15 protein-coding genes are annotated in these 21,344 nt (G+C 64.8%); 4 read left to right on the top strand and 11 right to left on the bottom strand.

Annotated features, from left to right (window positions below):
* Window positions 1-5: 5 nt before the first annotated feature.
* The 7 genes from QYH69_RS29885 to rpsB form a co-directional block, all read right to left on the bottom strand.
* Complete coding sequence (locus tag QYH69_RS29885) at window positions 6-1,211, bottom strand: 1-deoxy-D-xylulose-5-phosphate reductoisomerase (protein WP_308835289.1); 1,206 nt, start codon at window positions 1,209-1,211, stop codon at window positions 6-8.
* Window positions 1,212-1,222: 11 nt separating this feature from the next.
* On the bottom strand, window positions 1,223-2,044 hold the full coding sequence (locus tag QYH69_RS29880) for a phosphatidate cytidylyltransferase (protein WP_308835288.1): 822 nt from the start codon (window positions 2,042-2,044) through the stop codon (window positions 1,223-1,225).
* Window positions 2,038-2,829: a polyprenyl diphosphate synthase gene (uppS, locus tag QYH69_RS29875; protein WP_308835287.1), complete on the bottom strand. Its 792-nt coding sequence runs from the start codon at window positions 2,827-2,829 to the stop codon at window positions 2,038-2,040. Before uppS ends, QYH69_RS29880 begins: the two co-directional genes overlap by 7 nt.
* 65 nt (window positions 2,830-2,894) lie before the next feature.
* Window positions 2,895-3,455 carry a ribosome recycling factor gene (gene frr, locus QYH69_RS29870; protein ID WP_308835286.1) on the bottom strand — a complete coding sequence of 187 codons (561 nt, stop codon included), beginning with the start codon at window positions 3,453-3,455 and terminating at the stop codon, window positions 2,895-2,897.
* Between the two features lie 98 nt (window positions 3,456-3,553).
* The gene (gene pyrH / locus QYH69_RS29865) at window positions 3,554-4,267 is read right to left on the bottom strand and encodes a UMP kinase (RefSeq protein ID WP_075156870.1); all 714 of its coding nucleotides are present in this window, start codon (window positions 4,265-4,267) and stop codon (window positions 3,554-3,556) included.
* Window positions 4,268-4,589: 322 nt separating this feature from the next.
* Window positions 4,590-5,471: a translation elongation factor Ts gene (tsf, locus tag QYH69_RS29860; protein ID WP_075158743.1), complete on the bottom strand. Its 882-nt coding sequence runs from the start codon at window positions 5,469-5,471 to the stop codon at window positions 4,590-4,592.
* Window positions 5,472-5,669: 198 nt separating this feature from the next.
* A complete protein-coding gene (gene rpsB / locus QYH69_RS29855) occupies window positions 5,670-6,425 on the bottom strand; it encodes a 30S ribosomal protein S2 (RefSeq protein ID WP_308835285.1) in 756 nt (251 codons plus the stop codon).
* A gap of 581 nt (window positions 6,426-7,006) precedes the next feature.
* On the opposite strand from rpsB, the gene map reads away from it, so the two are divergent.
* From map to QYH69_RS29840, 3 genes are all read left to right on the top strand, one after another.
* Entirely contained in the window at window positions 7,007-7,819 is an 813-nt protein-coding gene (map, locus tag QYH69_RS29850; protein ID WP_308835284.1) for a type I methionyl aminopeptidase, read from the top strand.
* Window positions 7,820-7,849: 30 nt separating this feature from the next.
* Window positions 7,850-10,429 (top strand): [protein-PII] uridylyltransferase, encoded by a 2,580-nt coding sequence (locus tag QYH69_RS29845; protein ID WP_308835283.1) that lies wholly within the window; start codon window positions 7,850-7,852, stop codon window positions 10,427-10,429.
* 1,002 nt (window positions 10,430-11,431) lie between these two features.
* Window positions 11,432-12,424 (top strand): pseudouridine synthase, encoded by a 993-nt coding sequence (locus tag QYH69_RS29840; RefSeq protein ID WP_308835282.1) that lies wholly within the window; start codon window positions 11,432-11,434, stop codon window positions 12,422-12,424.
* Window positions 12,425-12,480: 56 nt separating this feature from the next.
* On the opposite strand, the gene def is transcribed toward QYH69_RS29840, so the two are convergent.
* Together def and ligA are read right to left on the bottom strand one after the other, a co-directional pair.
* Complete coding sequence (def, locus tag QYH69_RS29835; protein ID WP_075156865.1) at window positions 12,481-13,014, bottom strand: peptide deformylase; 534 nt, start codon at window positions 13,012-13,014, stop codon at window positions 12,481-12,483.
* Complete coding sequence (ligA, locus tag QYH69_RS29830) at window positions 13,011-15,083, bottom strand: NAD-dependent DNA ligase LigA (RefSeq protein ID WP_308835281.1); 2,073 nt, start codon at window positions 15,081-15,083, stop codon at window positions 13,011-13,013. The genes def and ligA overlap by 4 nt, the downstream gene beginning before the upstream one ends.
* 300 nt (window positions 15,084-15,383) lie before the next feature.
* Between ligA and QYH69_RS29825 the strand changes: the two genes are divergently transcribed.
* Entirely contained in the window at window positions 15,384-16,280 is an 897-nt protein-coding gene (locus QYH69_RS29825; RefSeq protein WP_308835280.1) for a hypothetical protein, read from the top strand.
* Window positions 16,281-16,376: 96 nt separating this feature from the next.
* Here the strand turns inward: QYH69_RS29825 and QYH69_RS29820 are convergent, their stop codons facing one another.
* Together QYH69_RS29820 and smc are read right to left on the bottom strand one after the other, a co-directional pair.
* Window positions 16,377-17,675: a cell division protein ZipA C-terminal FtsZ-binding domain-containing protein gene (locus tag QYH69_RS29820; RefSeq protein WP_308835279.1), complete on the bottom strand. Its 1,299-nt coding sequence runs from the start codon at window positions 17,673-17,675 to the stop codon at window positions 16,377-16,379.
* Between the two features lie 140 nt (window positions 17,676-17,815).
* Window positions 17,816-21,334: a chromosome segregation protein SMC gene (gene smc, locus QYH69_RS29815; RefSeq protein WP_308835278.1), complete on the bottom strand. Its 3,519-nt coding sequence runs from the start codon at window positions 21,332-21,334 to the stop codon at window positions 17,816-17,818.
* Window positions 21,335-21,344 lie beyond the last annotated feature (10 nt).

The raw sequence follows: 21,344 nt of genomic DNA, 5'->3' as shown, positions 1-21,344 counted from the left end.
ACGCCTCACTGAGTGGCGCGCTCCGTGCGCCGCGCGAGCGACGGCAACGTATCGATCATCGACGCCGCCGCGCGCCGCGCCGCAGCATCGGCTTCGATCACGTCGTCGAGGCTCGATGCATCGCGATTCGGCAGCGCGTTCAACACGGCATCGGCAACGTGCGCGATGGCGGTGAAACCGATGCGGCGCGTCAGGAACGCATCGACGGCGATTTCATTGGCCGCATTGAGCGCCGCGCTGGCCACGCCGCCCGCGGCGAGCGCCTTCATCGCGAGCGCGAGACATGGAAAGCGCGCGTAGTCGGGTTTTTCGAACGACAGCATCGCGACCTGCGCGAGGTCGAGCTGTGCGACGCCGGAATCGACACGCTCCGGAAACGCGAGCGCATGCGCGATCGGCGTACGCATATCGGGATTGCCCAGTTGCGCGAGCACCGATCCGTCCGCGTACGACACGAGCGAATGAATCACGCTTTGCGGATGGATCAGCACGTCGATACGATCGCCTGCGAGGCCGAACAGCCAATGCGCTTCGATGACCTCGAGGCCTTTGTTCATCATCGTCGCGGAGTCGACCGAAATCTTGCGGCCCATGACCCAGTTCGGATGCTTGCAGGCTTCTTCCGGCGTCACGTCGACGAGGCTCGCCGGTTCGCGCGTGCGGAACGGTCCGCCGGACGCGGTCAGGATGATCTTCGAGACGCCGCCGTGCAACGCCGCTTCGCGCGGCAGGCACTGGAAAATCGCATTGTGTTCGCTGTCGACGGGCAGCAGGATCGCGCCGTTGTCGCGCACTGCGTCCATGAAGATGGCGCCCGACATGACGAGCGCTTCCTTGTTCGCGAGCAGAATGCGCTTGCCGGCGCGCGCGGCTGCGAGGGTCGGTGCAAGCCCTGCCGCGCCGACGATCGCCGCGACGACCGTATCGCAGCCTTCGCTTGCCGACACGTCGACGAGCGCCTGCGGTCCGTGCAGCACTTCGGTATTGCAGCCCGCGGCGCGCAGTTTGCCCGCGACCTGTTGTGCGGTGGCGGCGTCGCCGACCACGGCCACTTCGGGCCTGAAGTGCAGGCATTGTTCGACGAGCTTGTCGCCGTTGCGGTGCGCGCAGAGCGCATAGACGGAAAACCGCTCGGGATGACGCGTCACCACGTCGAGCGTACTGTCTCCAATCGAGCCGGTGGAACCGAGCAGGGTCAATCGTTTCTTCATGTCTCTTTTCTCTAGCCGAGCAGCAGCATGGCGAGCGGCAGCACGGGCAACAACGCGTCGATGCGGTCGAGCACACCGCCGTGGCCCGGCAGTAGGCCGCTCGAATCCTTGACGCCTGCCTGGCGTTTCAACATCGACTCGAACAGATCGCCGACCACGCTGAACGCGACGAGCAGCGTCAGCGCAATGAACGCACGAATGGAACCGAGGTGTTCCAGCAGCGCGTAAAACAGGGTCGGCTCGAAGGCGTGGGTCAGCACCGCGAGCGCGGCCACGATCATGACTGCGAGCCAGCCGCCGATCGCCCCTTCCCAGGTCTTGCCGGGGCTGATGGCCGGTGCCAGCTTGTGCTTTCCGAAAGCCTTACCGGCGAAGTATGCGCCGATATCGGCCAGCCAGACCACCAGCAGCAGGGAAAGCACGAATGCGACGCCGGCGAGGCGCGCGGCCACAAGCGCGTGCCAGCACGCGGCAAACGCGACGATGCCCGCCACGAGCAGGAACGCGCGCCAACCGCCTTCGGCAAGCACAGGCTTACGAATCAGCACGAACGGGCCGACCAGCACCCAGAAAATCGCCGCCGCCTCGAATAGCGGCCGCGGCGCGACAAGCCCGACGCCGAGCTTCGTGCTCGCGACGAGCGCAAGCGCCGCGACGATCGCGTAGACGATCGGCCCCGCACCCGCCAGCTTCAGAAGCCGCGCCCATTCCCACGCGGCAAACACGACCACGAACGCGATCAGCGCGCCGAATGCGCCGATCGGCGCAAACAGCGTAACGGGCACGAGCACCGCCAGCAGAACGATCGCCGTGATGACACGGGTCTTCAGCATGAAAGCGAATCGGCGTTCTGCGACTGCGACGTCTGCGTCTCGAGCTGGGCGCTGGTGCGGCCGAAACGCCGCTCCCGCTCGGCATACGACGCGATTGCGCGATTCAGCGCGTCGGCGTCGAAATCCGGCCAGAACGTGTCCGTGAAGTAAAACTCGGTGTAGGCGAGCTGCCACAACAGGAAGTTCGAGACGCGCTGCTCGCCGCCCGTGCGGATAAAGAGATCCGGCTCCGGCGCGTAAGCCATCGCGAGGTGCTCGCTGAAAGCTTCCTCGCTGACTTCGACCGGACGGCCCGTGAGCGCCGCCTCGGCGACGAGCTTGCGGGTAGCTTGCATGATGTCCCAGCGGCCGCCGTAGTTCGCGGCGATCGTCAGCGTCAGGCGTGTATTGCGTGCGGTTTTAGTCTCCGCGCGGCGGATCAGATCCTGGATGCGCCGGTCGAAAGCCGACAGATCGCCGACCACGCGCAGCTTGATGCCGTTCGCATGCAGCTTGCCGATCTCGCGTTCGAGCGCCGTCACGAACAGGCGCATCAGGAACGAGACTTCGTCTTCCGGGCGCCGCCAGTTTTCGGAGCTGAATGCGAACAGCGTCAGGTATTCGACGCCGCACCGCGCGCACGCTTCGACGGTCGCGCGCACCGCGTCGACACCGCGCGAATGGCCGGCCACGCGAGGCAGCCGGCGCTGCGTCGCCCAACGGCCGTTGCCGTCCATGATGATCGCGATGTGGCGCGGCACAGCCGAGACATCAGGCACGAGAACGGTTGAGCTGGTATAGGTCATGGCCGTCGGAAGTAACTCTGCAAATAAAGAAGTGAAGAACTTGAAGGTGCCGATGCCGCGCGGCATCAGACCGTCATGATCTCGGCTTCTTTCGTCTGCACGAGCTTGTCGATTTCCGCGACGAATTTGTCCGTCAGCTTCTGCACGTCGTCACTCGCGCGACGCTCGTCGTCTTCGGAAATCTCTTTGTCTTTTACGAGCTTCTTCAGTTGCTCGTTCGCGTCGCGGCGCAGATTGCGCACTGCAACCTTGGCGGTTTCGCCTTCGCTCCTGACGACCTTCGTCAGTTCGCGGCGGCGTTCCTCGGTCAGCGCAGGCATCGGCACGCGGATCACGTCGCCTTGCGCGGCCGGATTCAGGCCGAGGTCCGATTCGCGGATGGCCTTTTCGACCACCGTGACCATCTTCTTTTCCCACGGCTGAACGCCGATCGTGCGCGCATCGACGAGCGTCAGATTCGCGACCTGCGAAATCGGTACGGGCGAGCCATAGTAGTCGACCTGGATATGGTCGAGCAGCCCCGTGTGCGCACGGCCCGTGCGGATCTTCGACAGATCGTTCCTGAACGCGTCGATCGAGCGCTGCATTTTCTGTTCAGCGCCCTTCTTGATGTCAGCCACAGACATGATTAAACCTCCGAACCTTCAAAACGATGCGAGCCGGCCAGCAGGCGAATCGCCGCGGCCTCTTCTCGCGCTCGAGCCCAGCTGATGTGACAGGGAGTTTACACGTGCACGAGGGTGCCTTCGTCTTCGCCCTGAATAATGCGCTTGAGCGCTCCGGGTTTGACGATCGAAAACACCCGGATCGGCAGCTTCTGATCGCGGCACAGCGCGAACGCGGTCGCGTCCATGACCTGCAGATTGCGGCCAATTGCCTCATCGAAGCTGATTGTCGTATAGCGCGTAGCCGACGCGTCCTTGCGCGGATCGGCCGAATAGACGCCGTCCACCTTGGTCGCCTTCAGCACGACTTCGGCGCCCACTTCCGAGCCGCGCAACGCGGCGGCCGTGTCGGTCGTGAAGAACGGGTTGCCGGTGCCGGCCGCGAAGATCACGACCTTGCCCTCTTCGAGCTGACGGATCGCGCGCGGACGGATATACGGTTCGACCACCTGATCCATGCGCAGCGCCGACTGGACGCGCGCCTCGATGCCCGCATGGCGCATCGCATCCTGCAGCGCGAGCGCGTTCATCATTGTCGCGAGCATGCCCATGTAGTCGGCGGTCGCGCGGTCCATGCCGGCCGCGCCGCCCGCGACGCCGCGGAAAATATTGCCGCCGCCGATCACGACGGCGAGCTGCGTACCGAGCCGCACCACCTCGGCCACGTCCGCCACCATTCTTTCGATCGTCGCGCGATTGATGCCGAAGGCATCGTCGCCCATCAGAGCTTCACCGGAGAGTTTCAGGAGGACGCGTTTGTAGGCAGTGGGCATAGAGATATCCAGATCGCGCAGTAGACAACAACGTGGAACTGTAGGGGTGAAATGCCGGTTCGGGCAAGCGCCGCCAAATTCATTGGCTATCCGCGCAGGACACCGGGAAGGCGCGCGGCGCGGATTGCAACGCACACCAGCCCCGATGCCGCGATTGGCCTTGCGCCGGAACCCCGCGAAGCGACGGAGACCAGGCGGTGCCCAACCGTATCGGGCGGCGCTGCCGGCCCGCGGCGGCATACTACGCTGCCGCGGGTACTACGGTGAAGCGTGAAGCAAATAAAAAATGAAACTGTCTGCTACGTGCCTGCTACCTTAGCGTTTATTGCTGCTTTGCAGCAGCCACTTGTGCCGCCACTTCGGCCGCGAAGTCGTCCTGACGCTTCTCGATGCCCTCGCCGACCACGAACAGCGCGAACTTCTGCACGCTCGTGCCCGCCGCCTTCAACATCTGCTCGATCGTCTGCTTGTCGTTCTTCACGAACGGCTGGTTCAGCAGAGACACTTCCTTCAGGTACTTCTGCACGCTGCCGTCGACCATCTTCGCGACGATTTCAGCCGGTTTGCCCGATTCGGCCGCCTTTTGTTCGGCGATGCTGCGTTCCTTCGCGATCAGATCGGCCGGCACTTCGTCTGCCGACAGCGACACCGGCTTCATGGCCGCGATGTGCATCGCGACGTCCTTGCCGACCTGCTCGTCGGCGCCCGTGTACTCGACGAGCACGCCGATACGCGTGCCATGCAGATACGAAACCAGCTTGTTCGACGTCTCGAAGCGCGCGAAGCGGCGAATCGACAGGTTTTCGCCGATCTTGCCGACGAGCGCGAGACGCACCGCGTCGACCGTTTCGCCGTTCAACGTCAGTGCCGACAGCGCCGCGACGTCAGCCGGGTTTTTCGTTGCGACCAGTTCCGCGACCTGCTTCGAGAACGCGATGAAATCGTCGTTCTTCGAGACGAAGTCGGTTTCGCAGTTCAGCTCGACGATCGCGCCCGCGTTGCCGCCGATGAACGATGCGATCACGCCTTCAGCCGTGACGCGCGATGCAGCCTTGCTGGCCTTGTTGCCGAGCTTCACGCGCAGCAGTTCTTCCGCACGCGCCATGTCGCCGTCGGCTTCGGTCAGCGCCTTCTTGCATTCCATCATCGGCGCATCGGTCTTCGCGCGCAGTTCTGCAACCATGCTTGCGGTAATTGCCGCCATCATTCGCTCCTTGAGTCTGTACCTGCCGCCGGCCGTGCTTCCCACTGCGAGCCGCACCGCCCACGGCATCGATTCGTTTCGCCCGACGCGCGCCGCTCGTGCCCGATGCGCGCCGCACTCTTCACCTGACGCCGGCTTAAAAAAAGGGGGCCTCTAGCTAGCCCCCTTTTTTGCCGGACCCAGGTCGCCTGAGCCGCCTCAGGCTTCTCCGTTGACCTCGACGAACTCGTCGCCGTCGTCACCGCCGCGCGCCGCCTGCACGACTTCGTTGACCGCGTTCGCGCGGCCTTCGAGGATCGCGTCAGCCACGCCTTGCGCGTACAGCGTCACGGCCTTGCTCGCGTCGTCGTTGCCCGGGATCACGTAATCGACGCCTTCCGGCGAGTGGTTCGTATCGACCACCGCGATAACGGGCACGCCGAGCTTGTTCGCTTCGGTGACGGCAATCTTGTGGTAGCCGACGTCCACGACGAAGATCGCGTCCGGAATGCCGCCCATATCTTTCACGCCGCCGATCGACTTCTGCAGCTTCGCGATTTCGCGTTCGAACAACAGCGCTTCCTTCTTGCTCATCTTTTCGAGCTCACCCGCCTCGACCGCCGTTTCCATGTCCTTCAGACGCTTGATCGATACCTTCAGCGTCTTGAAGTTGGTCAGCATGCCGCCGAGCCAGCGTGCGTTCACGAACGGCATGCCCGCGCGCTGCGCCGCTTCCGCGATCGTGTCGCGCGACTGGCGCTTCGTGCCGACGAACAGGATCGTGCCGCGGTTCGCTGCCAGTTGACGCACGTACTTCAGCGCGTCGTTGTACATCGGCAGCGTCTTTTCGAGGTTGATGATGTGAATCTTGTTGCGATGGCCGAAAATGAACGGGGCCATCTTGGGGTTCCAGAAGCGCGTCTGGTGACCGAAGTGGACACCGGCTTCCAGCATCTGACGCATGGTAACTGCCATGGATTGAATCTCCGCGAGGGTTGGGTCTTAAGCCGGCTGCCGTATCCGTGGCGCGAACCTTACTTCCAATACCTCGAAGAAGGACGCCGCGGACACCCTGGGTGCACCGGCTTGCGAGTTAGCCGCCTGCCTTGTTGCCTCGAGACTGCCCTTGAGGTTGCCCTAGGTTGCCTTGGGTTTGCCTTGGGTTTGCCTTGGGTTTGCCTTGGGTTTGCCTTGGGTTTGCCTTGGGTTTGCCTTGGGTTTGCCTTGAGGCTGCCATGAGGACTGCCTTGGCGAGCGACTTAGCCGAAGATTATAGCACGCGACTGTTGCACGGCTCAACCCGGCCGGCTCATTCGCGAAGCTGCGCCCTCCTCGCCCCCGCCCACCTTGCAAAAGCCTGCGGCAGCGGGAAGATGGTGCGATAATTCGCGGATAAATTCGCATTTCGGTCCCGCTTGCAGGTTCGCGCTTGCAGGTTCGAAAGACGGGCCCGGAAATGCAGGCCCAACGCCGGGTCAAGTTCCAGGTCAAATTTCAGGTCAACCCGAGGTTCACTCTGGAACAAGGCTGCCTGGCTTTCTTCAAGGCCCCATTCAATGACTATTACGCTCAGAAACGAACAGGACATCGAGCAGATGCGCGTCGCCGGCCGACTCGCAAGCGAGGTGCTCGACTACATCACGCCGTTCGTCAAGGTCGGCGTCACGACGGGCGAGCTCGACCGTTTGTGCCACGAATACATGGTGAACGTGCAAGGCACGATCCCCGCGCCGCTCAACTACCAGCCGCCCGGTTATCCGCCGTATCCGAAATCGGTTTGCACATCGGTGAACGACGTGATCTGTCACGGCATCCCCGGCGACAAGATACTCAAGAACGGCGACACGCTCAATATCGACGTCACCGTCATCAAGAACGGCTTTTTCGGCGATACGAGCCGCATGTTCGTCGTCGGCGATGGGTCGATTCTCGCGAAGCGTCTCGTGCAGACCACCTACGAATGCATGTGGCTCGGCATCGAGCAGGTGCGCGCGGGCGCCCATCTCGGCGATATCGGCCACGCCATCCAGAAGCACGCGGAATCGCAAGGCTATAGCGTCGTGCGCGAATACTGCGGGCACGGCATCGGCACCGTGTTTCACGACGAGCCGCAGGTGCTGCACTACGGTCGCCCCGGCACCGGCATCGAACTCGAAGCGGGCATGATCTTCACGATCGAGCCGATGATCAATGCAGGCCGCCGCGACATCCGCACGATGCCCGACCAGTGGACCGTCAAGACAAAAGACCGTAGCCTGTCCGCGCAATGGGAACATACGATTCTCGTCACACCGACCGGTTACGAAGTGCTGACTGTTTCCGCCGGCACGCCCGCGCGTCCGCAGATCGTCGCCGCCGCCACCGCCTGATTGCGCCCCGTCTCCCGCACCCCACCGCCTATGAGTAGCGTTGCAGCCGCCCAGTCCGAAGCCACGTCCCTGAGGGCGGACTACAAGATGGCCAAAAATCCGTTGCTGGAGCGCTTCAAGACGGCGGCCAGCGTCGACGCGCCGATGCACGCGCTCGCGCAGATCACCGACGACGCGCTCAGGAGCGCGTGGTCCGCGTGCGAGTTGTCTTCGTCGTTTGCGCTTGTCGCCGTGGGCGGCTACGGGCGCGGCGAACTCGCGCCGCACTCCGATATCGACATCCTCGTGCTGCTGCCCGACGAGCCGGTACCGGGCAGCGAAGCGTGCATCGAGAAGTTCATCGGCCTCGCGTGGGATCTCGGGCTCGAACTCGGCAGCAGCGTGCGCAGCATCTCGCAGTGTCTCGAAGAGGCCGCGAACGACGTCACCGTGCGCACCTCGCTGCTCGAAGCGCGGCGCATTTGCGGCAGCACCGCGCTGTTCGAGAACTTTGCGCTGCGCTACCACGATGCGCTCGATCCACGTGCGTTCTTCCAGGCAAAAGTGCTCGAAATGCGGCAGCGCCACGCGAAATTTCAGGACACGCCGTACGCGCTCGAACCGAATGTCAAGGAAAGCCCGGGCGGCCTGCGCGACCTGCAGCTCATCTTGTGGGTCACGCGCGCGGCGGGCTTCGGCAGCAGCTGGCGCGAACTCGAGGCACGCGGGCTCATCACCTCGCGCGAGGCGCGCGAGTTGCGCCGCAACGAAGGGTTTCTAAAGACGCTGCGTGCGCGGCTGCACGTACTCGCCGGACGCCGGCAGGACATTCTCGTTTTCGATCTGCAAACGCCGCTTGCCGAGAGCTTCGGCTACAAGGCAACCTCGACGCGCCGCGCCAGCGAACAGCTGATGCGCCACTACTACTGGGCCGCGAAGGCAGTCACGCAACTTGCGACCATCCTGATCCAGAACGTCGAAGCGCAGTTGTTCCCGAGCACGAGCGGCATCACGCGCGTCATTTCGGAGCGCTTCGTCGAAAAGCAGGGCATGCTCGAAATCGCCACCGACGACGTCTTCGAGCGCCATCCGAACGCGATTCTCGAGGCGTTCCTGCTGTATGAAGAAACACCGGGCGTGAAGGGGCTGTCGGCGCGCACGCTGCGCGCGCTCTACAACGCACGAGACAAGATGGACCAGCGCTGGCGGCGCGACCCCGAGAACCGGCGCCTCTTCATGGCAATCCTGAAGCAGCCGGCCGGCATCACGCATGCGTTTCGCCTGATGAACCAGACGAGCGTGCTCGGCCGCTACCTGCTGAATTTCCGCCGCATCGTCGGGCAGATGCAGCACGATCTGTATCACGTCTATACGGTCGACCAGCACATCCTGATGGTGCTGCGCAACCTGCGCCGTTTCGCAATTGCCGAGCACGCGCACGAGTACCCGTTCTGCAGCCAGCTGATCACGAATTTCGAGCGGCCGTGGGTGCTGTATGTGGCGGCGCTCTTTCACGACATCGCGAAGGGCCGCGGCGGCGACCACTCGAAGCTCGGCATGGCCGATGCGCGGCGCTTCTGCCGCGAGCATGGCATGGACGACGAAGACACCGCGCTCGTCGTGTGGCTCGTCGAGCAGCATCTGACGATGAGCCAGGTCGCGCAGAAGCAGGACACGAGCGACCCCGAAGTGATCAGAAGATTTGCAAAACTGGTCGACAACGAGCGGCGCCTCACTGCGCTGTACCTGCTGACGGTGGCCGATATCCGCGGCACGAGCCCGAAGGTCTGGAACACGTGGAAGGGCAAGCTGCTCGAGGACCTGTACCGCGTGACGCTGTCGGTGCTTGGCGGCGCGCGGCCCGATGCGCATGCCGAGATGCAGACGCGCAAGGACGAAGCGCTTGCGCTGCTGCGGCTCGAAACCGTGCCCGAATACGCGCATAAAGTGCTCTGGGACAAACTCGACGTCGGCTATTTCCTGCGTCACGATCCGGCCGATATCGCATGGCAGACGCGCGTGCTCTATCGCCACGTCGAAACCGAGACGCCGATCGTGCGCGCGCGGCCCTCGCCGGTCGGCGAGGCGCTGCAGGTGCTCGTCTACGTGAAGGACCGCCCTGACCTGTTCGCCGGCATCTGCGCGTACTTCGACCGCAACGGCCTGTCGGTGCTCGATGCGCGCGTGAGCACGACGCAGCACGGCTACGCGCTCGACAACTTTATCGTGGCGCACACCGAGCAGGACGTGCACTACCGCGACATCGCGAACCTCGTCGAGCAGGAACTGACGCTGCGCCTTTCCGGCGCAGCCGGCACGCTGCTGCCGGAACCGTCGAAGGGGCGGCTCTCGCGGCTGTCGCGCACGTTTCCGATCACGCCGCGCGTCGACCTTCGGGCCGACGAACGCGGCCAGTACTACATCCTGTCCGTGTCCGCGAACGACCGGCCGGGCCTTCTTTATTCGATCGCGCGCGTGCTGGCCGAGCATCGGGTCGGCGTCCACGCGGCGCGGATCAATACGCTCGGCGAACGCGTCGAGGACGTGTTCCTGCTCGATGGACACGGCCTTTCCGACAACCGGCGTCAAATCCAGGTTGAAACCGAATTGCTGCGCGCGATCGCAGTGTAAAGCGCAGCCTCCATTTTTATGCGAACCAAGTTAACAGCGAAGCATCCGCGGCCCGCTTCGGCCGAGCGCGCGCCGGTGCGGCCGGGCAGCGCAAACGCACGCAAGCCGGTGGTGCGTCAGGCACCGGTCAAAACGGACGGTAAGGCAGGCGGCAAGGGCACGTCCGATCGCGCGCGCGCGGCGGGTGCGAAATCGGGTGCGGCCGAGGGCGGCGCCCGCGCGAGCAAGCCAAGGGTCGGCGACCGGTCGTCGAACGCCACGTTTGGCGCTGCGCGGTCGACGGAACGGCCCGCGAGCGAGGCGCGGCGCGCCTCGGCGCCCGGTGCCCGTGATGCCGGCGATCGAACCGCCGGGCGTGTTCGCGGCGACTCGGAACGCACCCCGCGACGGCCGTTTTCGGAGCGCGCACCGCGTTCGGGTGCTTCGACAGCAGACGGCGCGCGACCTCGCACTCGTGGCGACGCCGAAGGTGCACCGCGACGGCCGTTTTCGGAGCGCACACCGCGCTCGGGTGCTTCAACAGCAGACGGCGCGCGCCCTCGCACTCGTGGCGACGCCGAAGGTGCGCCGCGACGGCCTCTTGCCGAACGCACGGCCCGCGGTTCATCGTCGGCTACGGCTGCGCCGCGGCGCAGCGAAGGCGGACGCGCCTTCGACAAACGCGAGACGCGCGCCATGCGCGACCGCGATGATCGCCCGCGCCGCTCATCCGACGACGCGCCGCAACGCCGGCCGTACAGCGATGCGCGTGGAGCAGGCGAAGCGGGAAGGCCGACGCGCGGAGTCGACGCGCCCAGACGCGCGCCAGGCGATCGCGGGGCGTCATCGCGCGGCGCGGACGCACCCTACCGGTCGTCATCCGATCGCGCGGCACCGTCGCGCGATCGGGCCTCGCGCGATGCCGAACGCCCGTCGACCACGCGCGGCAGGGCGGAACCGCGCGCTACCGGAACGACTGGAGCGACGGGCCGCGGCAGCGGCGAGCGCACGTTCGCGCGCCCCGTGAAAGGGAGCTATGCGGAACGGCAGGACCGCATCGAACGCATCGAACGCGACGAACGACCCCGGCGCGCGACCGCTTCACCCGGCACGCCTCGCGGCGGCAAGACCGATATGCCGCGCGGCAACAAAGCCGGCGCTCCTGCAAAAACCGCGCGAAAAGCAAATGCGTCGAGCGCGCGCGCTCCAGCAGCCGAGGTCGCGGACCACAAGCCGCGCCGCGAGCACACCGACGCGCCCGGCATGCTGCGCCTGTCGAAACTGATGTCCGAGCTCGGTCTGTGCTCGCGCCGCGAGGCCGACGAATGGATCGAGAAAGGCTGGGTGACCGTCGACGGCGAACGCATCGACACACTCGGCACGCGCGTGCGGCCTGACGTGAACATCGAGATCGACCCCGCCGCCGAGGCCGCGCAGTCGCGTCAGGTCACGATCCTGCTGCACAAGCCGGTCGGCTTTGTGTCGGGCCAGGCGGAGGACGGCTATCAGCCGGCCGTCACGCTCGTCACGCCGGCCAATCGCTGGGAAGGCGATCGCACCGACATCCGCTTTTCCGTCGCGCATCTGCGTCAGCTCGCGCCGGCTGGACGCCTCGATATCGATTCGACTGGCCTGCTCGTGCTGACGCAGGACGGCCGCGTCGCCAAACAGCTGATCGGTGGACACTCCGAGGTCGACAAGGAATACCTCGTGCGCGTGACTTACGGCGATGTCGAGACTGACGTCGAACAGCATTTTCCGCCCGAGAGCCTCGCGAAGCTGCGCCACGGCCTCGAACTCGACGGCGTCCCGCTCAAGACCGCGCAGGTCAGCTGGCAGAACGGCGAACAATTGCGTTTCGTACTACGCGAAGGCAAGAAGCGCCAGATTCGCCGGATGTGCGAACTGGTCGGGCTGCAGGTGGTGGGGTTAAAGCGCGTGCGGATGGGCAAGATCGCGCTCGGCGCACTGCCGCCGGGCCAGTGGCGGTATCTGTCGGTCGACGAGACTTTCTGAATGACAGGGAGCACGCGCGAGCGGGCCGACCGCTCGCGCGAGGTAACGCCTGTCGCTCAATCGTCGCTGCGCGGATCGAGATCCGGAAACAGGATTTCCGTGAAGCCGAATTTGGAGAAATCCGTAATCCGCATCGGGTACAGCTTGCCGATCAGGTGGTCGCACTCGTGCTGGACGACGCGCGCGTGAAAGCCTTCCGCGACACGGTCGATGGCTTTGCCGAACTGGTCGAAGCCGTGGTAACGGATCATAGAGAAACGGCTCACGACGCCGCGCAGCCCCGGCACCGACAGACACCCTTCCCAGCCTTCTTCCATGTCCTGCGACACGGGCGTGACGGTGGGATTGATCAGCACCGTTTCGGGCACCGACGGCGCATCGGGGTAGCGTTCGTTATGCCCGAAACCAAAGATCACGACTTGCAGATCGACGCCGATCTGCGGCGCGGCCAGCCCCGCGCCGTTCGCGTCGTGCATTGTTTCGAACATGTCCTTGATAAGCTCGTGCAGCTCGGGCGTATCGAAATGGTCGACGGGATTGGCAATCCGCAAGAGGCGTGGATCGCCCATTTTCAGAATTTCGCGAATCATGTTGTCTGCCTCTCCAGTAGCTTGCGCATACCCTCTTCGTCGAGTACGGGAATGCCAAGTTCCTCGGCTTTTGCGAGCTTGCTGCCCGCTTCCGTGCCCGCCACCACATAGTCCGTTTTCTTCGACACCGAACCGGCCACTTTTGCGCCGGCCGCCTCCAGCATTTCCTTCGCTTCCTCGCGCGCGAGATTCGGCAGCGTGCCCGTCAGCACGATTGTCTTGCCGGCCAGCACGCCTTGCGGCGCCTTCGGTGCCGGCGGGCCTTCCGGCCACGTTACCCTGCCGGGCGCGCGCAGTTGATCGATAACCGTAAGGTTGTGCTCTTCAGCGAAGAACTGGTGAATCGCTTCGGCGACGATCGGACCGACATCGTTGACCTCGAGCAGTTCGTCGACGCTCGCATTCATGATCGGATCGAGCGAACCGAAATGCTTCGCGAGGTCTTTTGCGGTCGATTCGCCGACATGCCGGATACCGAGCGCGTAGATAAATCGCGCGAGCGTCGTGTGCTTGGCCTTTTCGAGCGAATCGAGCAGATTCTGCGCCGACTTGTCGGCAAAACGGTCGAGCGCGGCAAGCGTCGAGAAGCCGAGATTGAAGAGGTCCGCCGGCGTGCGCACGAGGTTCTGCTCGACCAGCTGGTCGATGATCTTTTCGCCGAGCCCATCGATATCGAGCGCACGGCGCTGCGCGAAATGCCACAGCGCCTGCTTGCGCTGCGCGGGGCAGAAGAGGCCTCCGCTGCAACGCGCAATCGCCTCGTCGGGCAGGCGTTCGATGGCCGAGCCGCAGACCGGGCATGAGGTCGGCATCAGGAATTGCTTCGCGTCGGCCGGCCGCCGGTCGACGAGCGCGCCGACCACTTCGGGAATCACATCGCCCGCGCGCCGCACGATCACCGTGTCGCCGATGCGGATATCCTTGCGGCGCACTTCGTCCTCGTTGTGCAGCGTTGCATTGGTGACCGTGGCGCCGCCGACGAACACGGGCTCGAGCCGCGCGACCGGCGTAATCGCGCCGGTACGGCCGACCTGCACGTCGATCGCGACGAGTTTTGTCAGCGCCTCCTGCGCGGGAAATTTGTGCGCCAGCGCAAAACGCGGTGCGCGCGAGACGAAACCGAGCTTGTCCTGCTCGTCGCGGCGATCGACCTTGTAGACCACGCCGTCGATGTCGTACGGCAGCGCATCGCGCTTCTCGCCGATCTTGCGGAAAAAACCGAGGAGTCCTTCCGCACCCTGCACGACCGCGCGCTGGCTATTCACCGGCAGGCCCATCTCGTGATACCAGTCGAGCAGCGCGCTATGCGTGTCGGGCATCGGCATGCCGTCGAGCACGCCGATGCCATACGCGAAAAACGACAGCGGCCGCTGCGCCGTCATTTTCGGATCGAGCTGCCGCAAACTCCCGGCCGCCGCGTTGCGCGGATTGGCGAACTCGCGGTGGCCCGCCTCGCGCTGGCGTTCGTTCAGGCGCTCGAAGTCGCGCTTGAACATCAGCACTTCGCCGCGCACGTCGAGCACTTTCGGCACATGACGGCCTTTGAGCTTGAGCGGAATCGAACGGATCGTACGCACGTTTTCCGTGACGTTCTCACCGGTCGCACCATCGCCGCGCGTGGCCGCTTGCACGAATGCGCCGTCTACGTAGCGCAGCGAAATCGCGAGTCCATCGAACTTGAGTTCGCACGCGTAGTCGACCGGCGTATGCCCGAGCGCGTCGGACACGCGCTTGTCGAACGCGGCGATATCTTCATCGGCAAAGCCGTTGTTCAGCGACAGCATCGGCATGTCGTGCACGACGGGCTCGAAGCCGCTTGCGACTTCGCCGCCGACACGCTGTGTCGGGGAGTCGGGCACGATCAGATCCGGGTGCTCGCTTTCGATCTGCTCGAGTTCCTTGAAGAGCCTGTCGTACTCCGCATCGGGCAACTCCGGCTGGTCGAGCACGTAGTACGCGTAGTTCGCGCGTTCGAGCTGCTCGCGCAGCCACACCGCACGCTCGGACGGCGCGTTCGACGCGGCGGAAGCGGCGGAAGCGGCGGGACTGGAGGGCCTGGTTCGAGCCATGCTGTCAGCGTTTTCGCAGATAAGGTTCAGACGCCAGATTATCTCAGGAAGCGTCGCGCGTGACATAGGCCGAACGGCCATTTCCGTGCGCACACAAACGCGCGGATGCAGGCAACGCAGGCCGGGCATGCCGGCGCTTCGATTTTCCCTGGCCGTTCGGCTAACGCTCATGCTGAACCGTTGACAGTGCACCGCGCCAATGCGACCTTGGCAACCCTGAACATGCATCGCGCCTTTGATCTTTCGGCTCGCTGACTCCAGCTTGCCGAGCCGTCCGAAGGCACATCGCGAGGAAGATCGATGAACGCTGTCCGATGTCGGGAAGCCGCGGGCTCGCCCGCGGCTATCGCAAGCCGTGCGATTCACCGTGTAGCCGTGTGGGCTACGGTCATGCTATTGCTGATGCTCGCGAACGCCGCATGCGCAAGCGAACAGATCGTGCAGGTCGCGTTGCCGGAAAGTACGTCAGGTGCGTCAAGTACGTCTGGCGCGTCGATCGATTATCTGCTCACGCAGAAGACCGGCAGCACGCCGCGGTGGGTACTCGTGATGTTTGCCGGCAGCGAAGGCCGGCTCGATATGCACATCGGCGACGACGGCGCGCTGCACTTGCGCGAGAAAAACAACTTCCTCGTTCGCGCGCGCACGCTCTTTGTCGACAATCGGTTCGCCACCGCACTCGTCGACGCGCCGTCCGATCAACCCGGCGGCTATTCCGATGCGTTCCGCGCGTCGCCGCGTCATGCGCAGGACGTCGCGCGCATCGTCGCCGACTTGCGCACGCGCTTTCCAGCGGCAAAACTCGTCCTGATCGGCACGAGCCGCGGAACGATCTCGTCGGCGTACGTCGGTCGCGACTTGCGCGATACATGGGACGCAGTCGTCCATACGTCGACGCTTTCAAGCCCCGCGCGGGGTCAGGCCACACCGCTGCTCGGCTTCGACTACGGTTCGATTGCTGCACGGCAGCTGTTCGTGCATCACGCCGACGACGCGTGCTTTCTCTGTTCGTTCGCCGCCGCAAAGCGTATTGCCGAAAGCGGCGGCTATGCGCTGATCGCCGTGCACGGCGGCGACGTGAAGAGCGGTCCGTGCAAGGCGCTATCGCATCATGGATTCTATGGAAAGGACGAAGCCGTGGCCGCGGCAATCAAGGCGTGGATCAGTGGCGGCGCATGGCCAAAGGAGATCGAATGACAAAGCATGTCGCGCCGCCAGTGGCGTTCATACGTCCGGCGAGGGTCAGCCACGGAAGCCGCAAACCGACCCGCGCCCGTTCTCCACGTACTGCGCTTACTGGCTGAACAACCGTCGCGTCACCGGTGACCCCGCGGGGATGCCGGCCTGCTCGAGCTTCGCGTACAGCGTCATCAGCTGCTTTTCGATCGCCAGCAGAGCCGCCTCCGGCAACGGCCGCCGCTGATCGTCGACGACGCGCCCGCCGATGCGCTCGGACAGCGACTTCGCGTAGTCGCACATCAGGCGGAACGGCAGGATGTCTTCGTCGGCCACCGGCACGTCGAGCACCAGCGTGATCATCTGGCCGCCCTTGTACGTAAGGTCGTCGCGCAGGAAGTTGGTATCGCCGAACTGCAGCATGAAAACCGGGCTTTGCTTCGCGTCGAGCTTCACAAACCGCGTGCCGTCGCGCGACAGCAGCAGGCCGTCCTGCGAGGCGACCGCCTGCACGTAGTTCGCCGACCACGGTGCGCCGTCGGACAGCACGTTAATCGACAGCTGCGCGTCGCACTGCGCGGCAAAACCGTCGAGTTCGCGCGCCATCGACACGGTTTCCATCATGTCAGGGAATTCGGGCGCGCCGTCGAGCGCATCGGCGAACTGCTGCACGCCGCTCACGAACTCGGAGAACTCGAGTTCGTTCAACGGTCCATTGCGGTTTGCAAGCTGCGCGGCCGCGCGCAACTCGTCATAACGCACGCCGTTTTGCAGCAGTTCCCACGCGCCGCCGCCTTCCGGCTTGCCTTCGATATGCACGGGCTTGCTGCCCGCGCGGCGCAGCCGTTGCGCGAGCGGCAGCACCTTGTCGCCGGCCACCGGCGCACCGAGACGAATCGGCACGATGCAGTCGATGCGCCGGTCGACGACGGCGGGCGGCGCCGCGGAAATTGTCGTCGCCGCGGGCATGATCGGCTCGACCGGCTCGTCCGAAGCGGCCGCTGCACCAGGCTGACCGCCTTGCCGCGCCGCTTGCCCAGGCGCTTGCGCCAAACCTTGCACGCGCGGCCTGGCAGCCTCGCCGTCACTCTCGGGGAAGCCGTTCGGCGACGTCATCTCGGCCTGAATATCGGCCGGCGTGTCGAGCGGCGCGGTCGCGCCGAAGGTCGGCTCGACGCGCTGCGGCTCGTCCGCGCGCTCGCCCGGTGCGCCATCGCGGCGAACGGTCGGCCGTGCCGGCGCAATGAACGGGCTCTGCTCTTCGTGGTCGTCACGCGAAAGCGGATCGGCCGCGTCGCTCGGCATCGGTCTTGGCATCCGTCGCCGCACCTTCGCGCTCTGCCACGCGTTGTACACGACCACGCCCCCCACCACCACGGCGCCCGCGCCGATTAACCCGAGTGTCAACTCGTCCATGCACGCTCCATCAGCAATTCTTCTCTATGCGACGCGCTTTTCACCGTCCGGCTTCGTCTGAACCCGCCTCGAGGCCACGCTTGCAACGACACTTGCGGCCCCGGTTCGTCGCCGGGTTATCCGGCACGCGCGTCGCGGGTTCAAACGATATTCTGGGCAAAACCGGCAGCAGTTTCCATGTCGACCGCGACGATACGCGACACACCCTGCTCCTGCATCGTCACGCCGATCAGCTGCTGCGCCATTTCCATCGCAATCTTGTTGTGTGAAATAAAGAGGAACTGCGTTTTATCCGACATCGCGCGCACGAGGTTCGCAAACCGTTCGGTGTTCGCGTCGTCGAGCGGCGCGTCGACCTCGTCGAGCAGACAGAACGGCGCCGGGTTCAGCTGGAACATCGCGAACACGAGCGCCGTGGCCGTCAGCGCCTTTTCGCCGCCCGACAACAGGTGAATCGTCGAATTTTTCTTGCCCGGCGGTTGTGCCATGACCTGCACGCCGGCGTCGAGAATTTCGTCGCCGGTCATGATGAGCTTGGCCTGTCCGCCGCCGAAAAGGCGCGGGAACAGCTCACCGAAGTGATGGTTGACCTCGTCGAAGGTGCCTTGCAGCAGCGTGCGCGTTTCCTGGTCGATCTTGCGAATCGCGTCTTCGAGCGTCTCGATCGCGTTGGTCAGGTCAGCCGATTGCGCGTCGAGAAACGTCTTGCGCTCGGTCGCGGCCTTCAGTTCGTCGAGCGCGGCCATGTTCACGGGTCCGAGTGCAGTGATCGCATTGTTGATGCGCGTCACTTCGCCCTGCAGGTACGACGGCTTCAGATCCGGCGTGAGCTTCGCCTGCAGCTGCGCTTCATCGACGCCGGCCGCGGCCAGTTGCTCGATGAACTGCTCGGCGTTCAGGCGCGCCGCCTGCTCCTTCAGTTGCAGTTCCGTGATGCGGTCGCGCAACGGCTGCAGCGCGCGCTCGGCCGTCAGACGCGTTTCGTCGGCCTCGCGCAGCTTCGCCGTCAGATCGTCGAGCTCGAGACGCGCCGCATGCAGTGCCTCTTCCTTCACCGCGCGTATCGCGAGCGCGTCCTGCAGGCCCGTATGCGCGGTCTGCTCGTTGATCGTTTCGAGTTCGGCGCGCGCATCTTCGAGCGAACCGTCGACGCGCTCGCTCTGCTCGTGCGCGACCTGAATGCTGCGCTTGAGCTCTTCGATGCGGCTGGCCAGATTGCGTGCCGCAAAGCGCGCGTCGGTCGCCGCGCGGTCGAGGTCGCGCGCTTCGGCACGCGCATTCGTCAATTCCTCGTCGAGCGATTCGAACGCGAGCTGATGATCTTCGAACCGTGCCTGCAGTTCCGCAAGCTCGCCGTCGTGACGTTCGAAGTTCGTTTCCGATTCGGTGCGCAACGCGCGCTGCTCGTCGATCTGCGCGGTGATCTCTTCGAGCTCCTCGCGGATCTGCGTGCTGCGCTGCATGTAGCGCTCGTGCGCCTGCGTGAGCTTCAGCACGTCCATCTGCAGCGCGTGCACGCGCTGGGTTGCGCGCTCGGCCTGCTGGCGCGCGTCGTTCAACGTTTGCGAGGCCTGCGTGTGCGACGCCTCCGCGCGAATCGCAGCTGCCTTCGCTTCGTCGGCGAGCAGCGCCTGGGCGCGCACCTGGCGCGTCAGATTCTCGATTTCCTGCTGACGCGCGAGCATACCGGCCTGCTCGGAATCGGCCGCATACAACTGCACGCCGACGCGCGTCACGACATGCCCCGCCTTCACGACGAATGCGGCGCCTTCGGGCAACTGCGCGCGCATCTGCAGCGCCTGCGCGAGATCGTCGGCGACGAACGCGGTACCGAGCCAGTCGTTGAGCACGGCGCGCGAGCCCGCATCGTCGATGCGCACGAGCGACAGCAGCGGCCGCAGCGAGCCCGACGCCGCGGCGGGTTGACCCGCGAGCGGCGGCGAATAGAATGCGAGCTTGGCCGGCGGCGCATCGGTGGCGAATGCTTTGACCCAATCGAGATTCGACACCTCGAGCGCCGCAAGCCGTTCGCGCAACAGCGATTCGAGCGCCGTTTCCCACCCGGCTTCGACGTGCAGCTTCTTCCACAGGCGCGGCAGCGCGCCCAGTTCGTGCTTGTCGAGCCACGGCTGGATCTTGCCTTCGGTCTGCACGTTCTCCTGCAACTGCTTCAAAGCGGCAAGGCGCGCTTCGAGCTGATGAATCTGTGCACTTTCGGCGTGCACGCGCTCCTGCGCTTCGCGCCGCTCGGCGTCGAGGCGCGGCAGCGTTTCCTGCGCATCGGCCAGACGCGCCTGCGCGTCGGCAAGCACCGCTTCGTGCTCGGCAAGCTGCATACGCTGCTCTTCGAGCTGCGCTTCATCGGGCGCGTCTAACCCGCCCGCTTCGGTCTTCAGACGCTCGTGGCGCTGTTGCAGTTGCTGCAGCTGCTGGTCCGCGTTGCGCTGGTGCGCGGCTTCGAGCTTCAGCGCCTGCTCGGTTTGCGCAATGCTCGCGCGCTCCTCGTTGAGCTGCGTTTGCGCATCGCGCCAGCGCGCTTCGAGCGCGGGCAGCGCATCGTGTTTCGCCGCCGCCGTTTCTTCGGCGATCGCGGCCTTTTCGTCGCCGGCAGCGAGTTCCTCTTCGGCATCGACGAGATCGCCGCGCGCCTTCTCCGCCTGCGACTGCCACTGCTCGCGCTGTGCGGCAAGCGCCGCGATCTGCGCCTGCACGCGATTGCGCGATTCGACGATAAATTTGATTTCGGCTTCGAGACGGCTCACTTCCGCGTTCGCTTCATAGAGCGCGCCTTGTGCGCCCTGCATCGCGTCGCTCGCCGAGTAGTGCGCGACGCGCAGCGTTTCGAGTTGCGCTTCGACTTCGCGCAGCTTTGCCGTATGCGCTTCGAGGTCGATCTGCGCCTGCTCGATCGCGCGCTGCTGACGCTCGCGCTCGCTGCCCGCCTCGTTCTTGCGCAACAGCCACAGCAAGCGCTGTTTCTCTTCGCCTTCGGCCTGCAGCTCGTTGAACTTCGTCGCGACGACGGCCTGGCCTTCGAGCTTTTCGAGGTTCGCGCTCAACTCGCGCACGATGTCTTCGACGCGCGTGAGGTTCTCGCGCGTATCGTGCAGACGGTTCTCGGTTTCGCGGCGGCGTTCCTTGTACTTCGACACGCCCGCGGCTTCTTCGAGAAACACGCGCAGTTCTTCCGGCTTCGCTTCGATAATGCGCGCGATCATGCCCTGACCGATGATCGCGTACGCGCGCGGCCCAAGACCCGTGCCGAGGAAGATGTCCTGGATATCGCGCCGGCGCGCCGGCAGGTTATTGATGTAGTAGCTCGACGTGCCGTCGCGCGTCAGCACGCGCTTGACGGCGATTTCCGCATACTGGCCCCACTGGCCGGCCGCGCGGCCGTCGGCGTTGTCGAACACGAGTTCGACGCTCGCGCGGCTGCCGGGCTTGCGCGCCGTGGAGCCGTTGAAGATCACGTCCTGCATCGATTCGCCGCGTAATTCGGAGGCGCGCGATTCGCCGAGCACCCAGCGCACGGCGTCGATGATGTTGGATTTGCCGCACCCGTTAGGACCGACCACGCCGACAAGCTGGCCCGGAACCTGGAAATGCGTGGGATCGACGAATGATTTGAAGCCAGCGAGTTTGATCGATGTCAGACGCACGGCGATATCG

The organism is Paraburkholderia sp. SARCC-3016, assembly GCF_031119615.1.
GTDB lineage: Bacteria > Pseudomonadota > Gammaproteobacteria > Burkholderiales > Burkholderiaceae > Paraburkholderia.
Note: the sequence above shows the minus strand (reverse complement) of the source record. Positions and strands in the feature narration are given on the sequence as shown.

Coding starts and splice junctions, on each gene's coding strand:
- QYH69_RS29885 (WP_308835289.1), bottom strand. CDS start 1,211: ATGAAGAAACGATTGACCCTGCTCGGTTCCACCGGCTCGATTGGAGAC.
- QYH69_RS29880 (WP_308835288.1), bottom strand. CDS start 2,044: ATGCTGAAGACCCGTGTCATCACGGCGATCGTTCTGCTGGCGGTGCTC.
- uppS (WP_308835287.1), bottom strand. CDS start 2,829: ATGACCTATACCAGCTCAACCGTTCTCGTGCCTGATGTCTCGGCTGTG.
- frr (WP_308835286.1), bottom strand. CDS start 3,455: ATGTCTGTGGCTGACATCAAGAAGGGCGCTGAACAGAAAATGCAGCGC.
- pyrH (WP_075156870.1), bottom strand. CDS start 4,267: ATGCCCACTGCCTACAAACGCGTCCTCCTGAAACTCTCCGGTGAAGCT.
- tsf (WP_075158743.1), bottom strand. CDS start 5,471: ATGGCGGCAATTACCGCAAGCATGGTTGCAGAACTGCGCGCGAAGACC.
- rpsB (WP_308835285.1), bottom strand. CDS start 6,425: ATGGCAGTTACCATGCGTCAGATGCTGGAAGCCGGTGTCCACTTCGGT.
- map (WP_308835284.1), top strand. CDS start 7,007: ATGACTATTACGCTCAGAAACGAACAGGACATCGAGCAGATGCGCGTC.
- QYH69_RS29845 (WP_308835283.1), top strand. CDS start 7,850: ATGAGTAGCGTTGCAGCCGCCCAGTCCGAAGCCACGTCCCTGAGGGCG.
- def (WP_075156865.1), bottom strand. CDS start 13,014: ATGATTCGCGAAATTCTGAAAATGGGCGATCCACGCCTCTTGCGGATT.
- ligA (WP_308835281.1), bottom strand. CDS start 15,083: ATGGCTCGAACCAGGCCCTCCAGTCCCGCCGCTTCCGCCGCTTCCGCC.
- QYH69_RS29825 (WP_308835280.1), top strand. CDS start 15,384: ATGAACGCTGTCCGATGTCGGGAAGCCGCGGGCTCGCCCGCGGCTATC.
- QYH69_RS29820 (WP_308835279.1), bottom strand. CDS start 17,675: ATGGACGAGTTGACACTCGGGTTAATCGGCGCGGGCGCCGTGGTGGTG.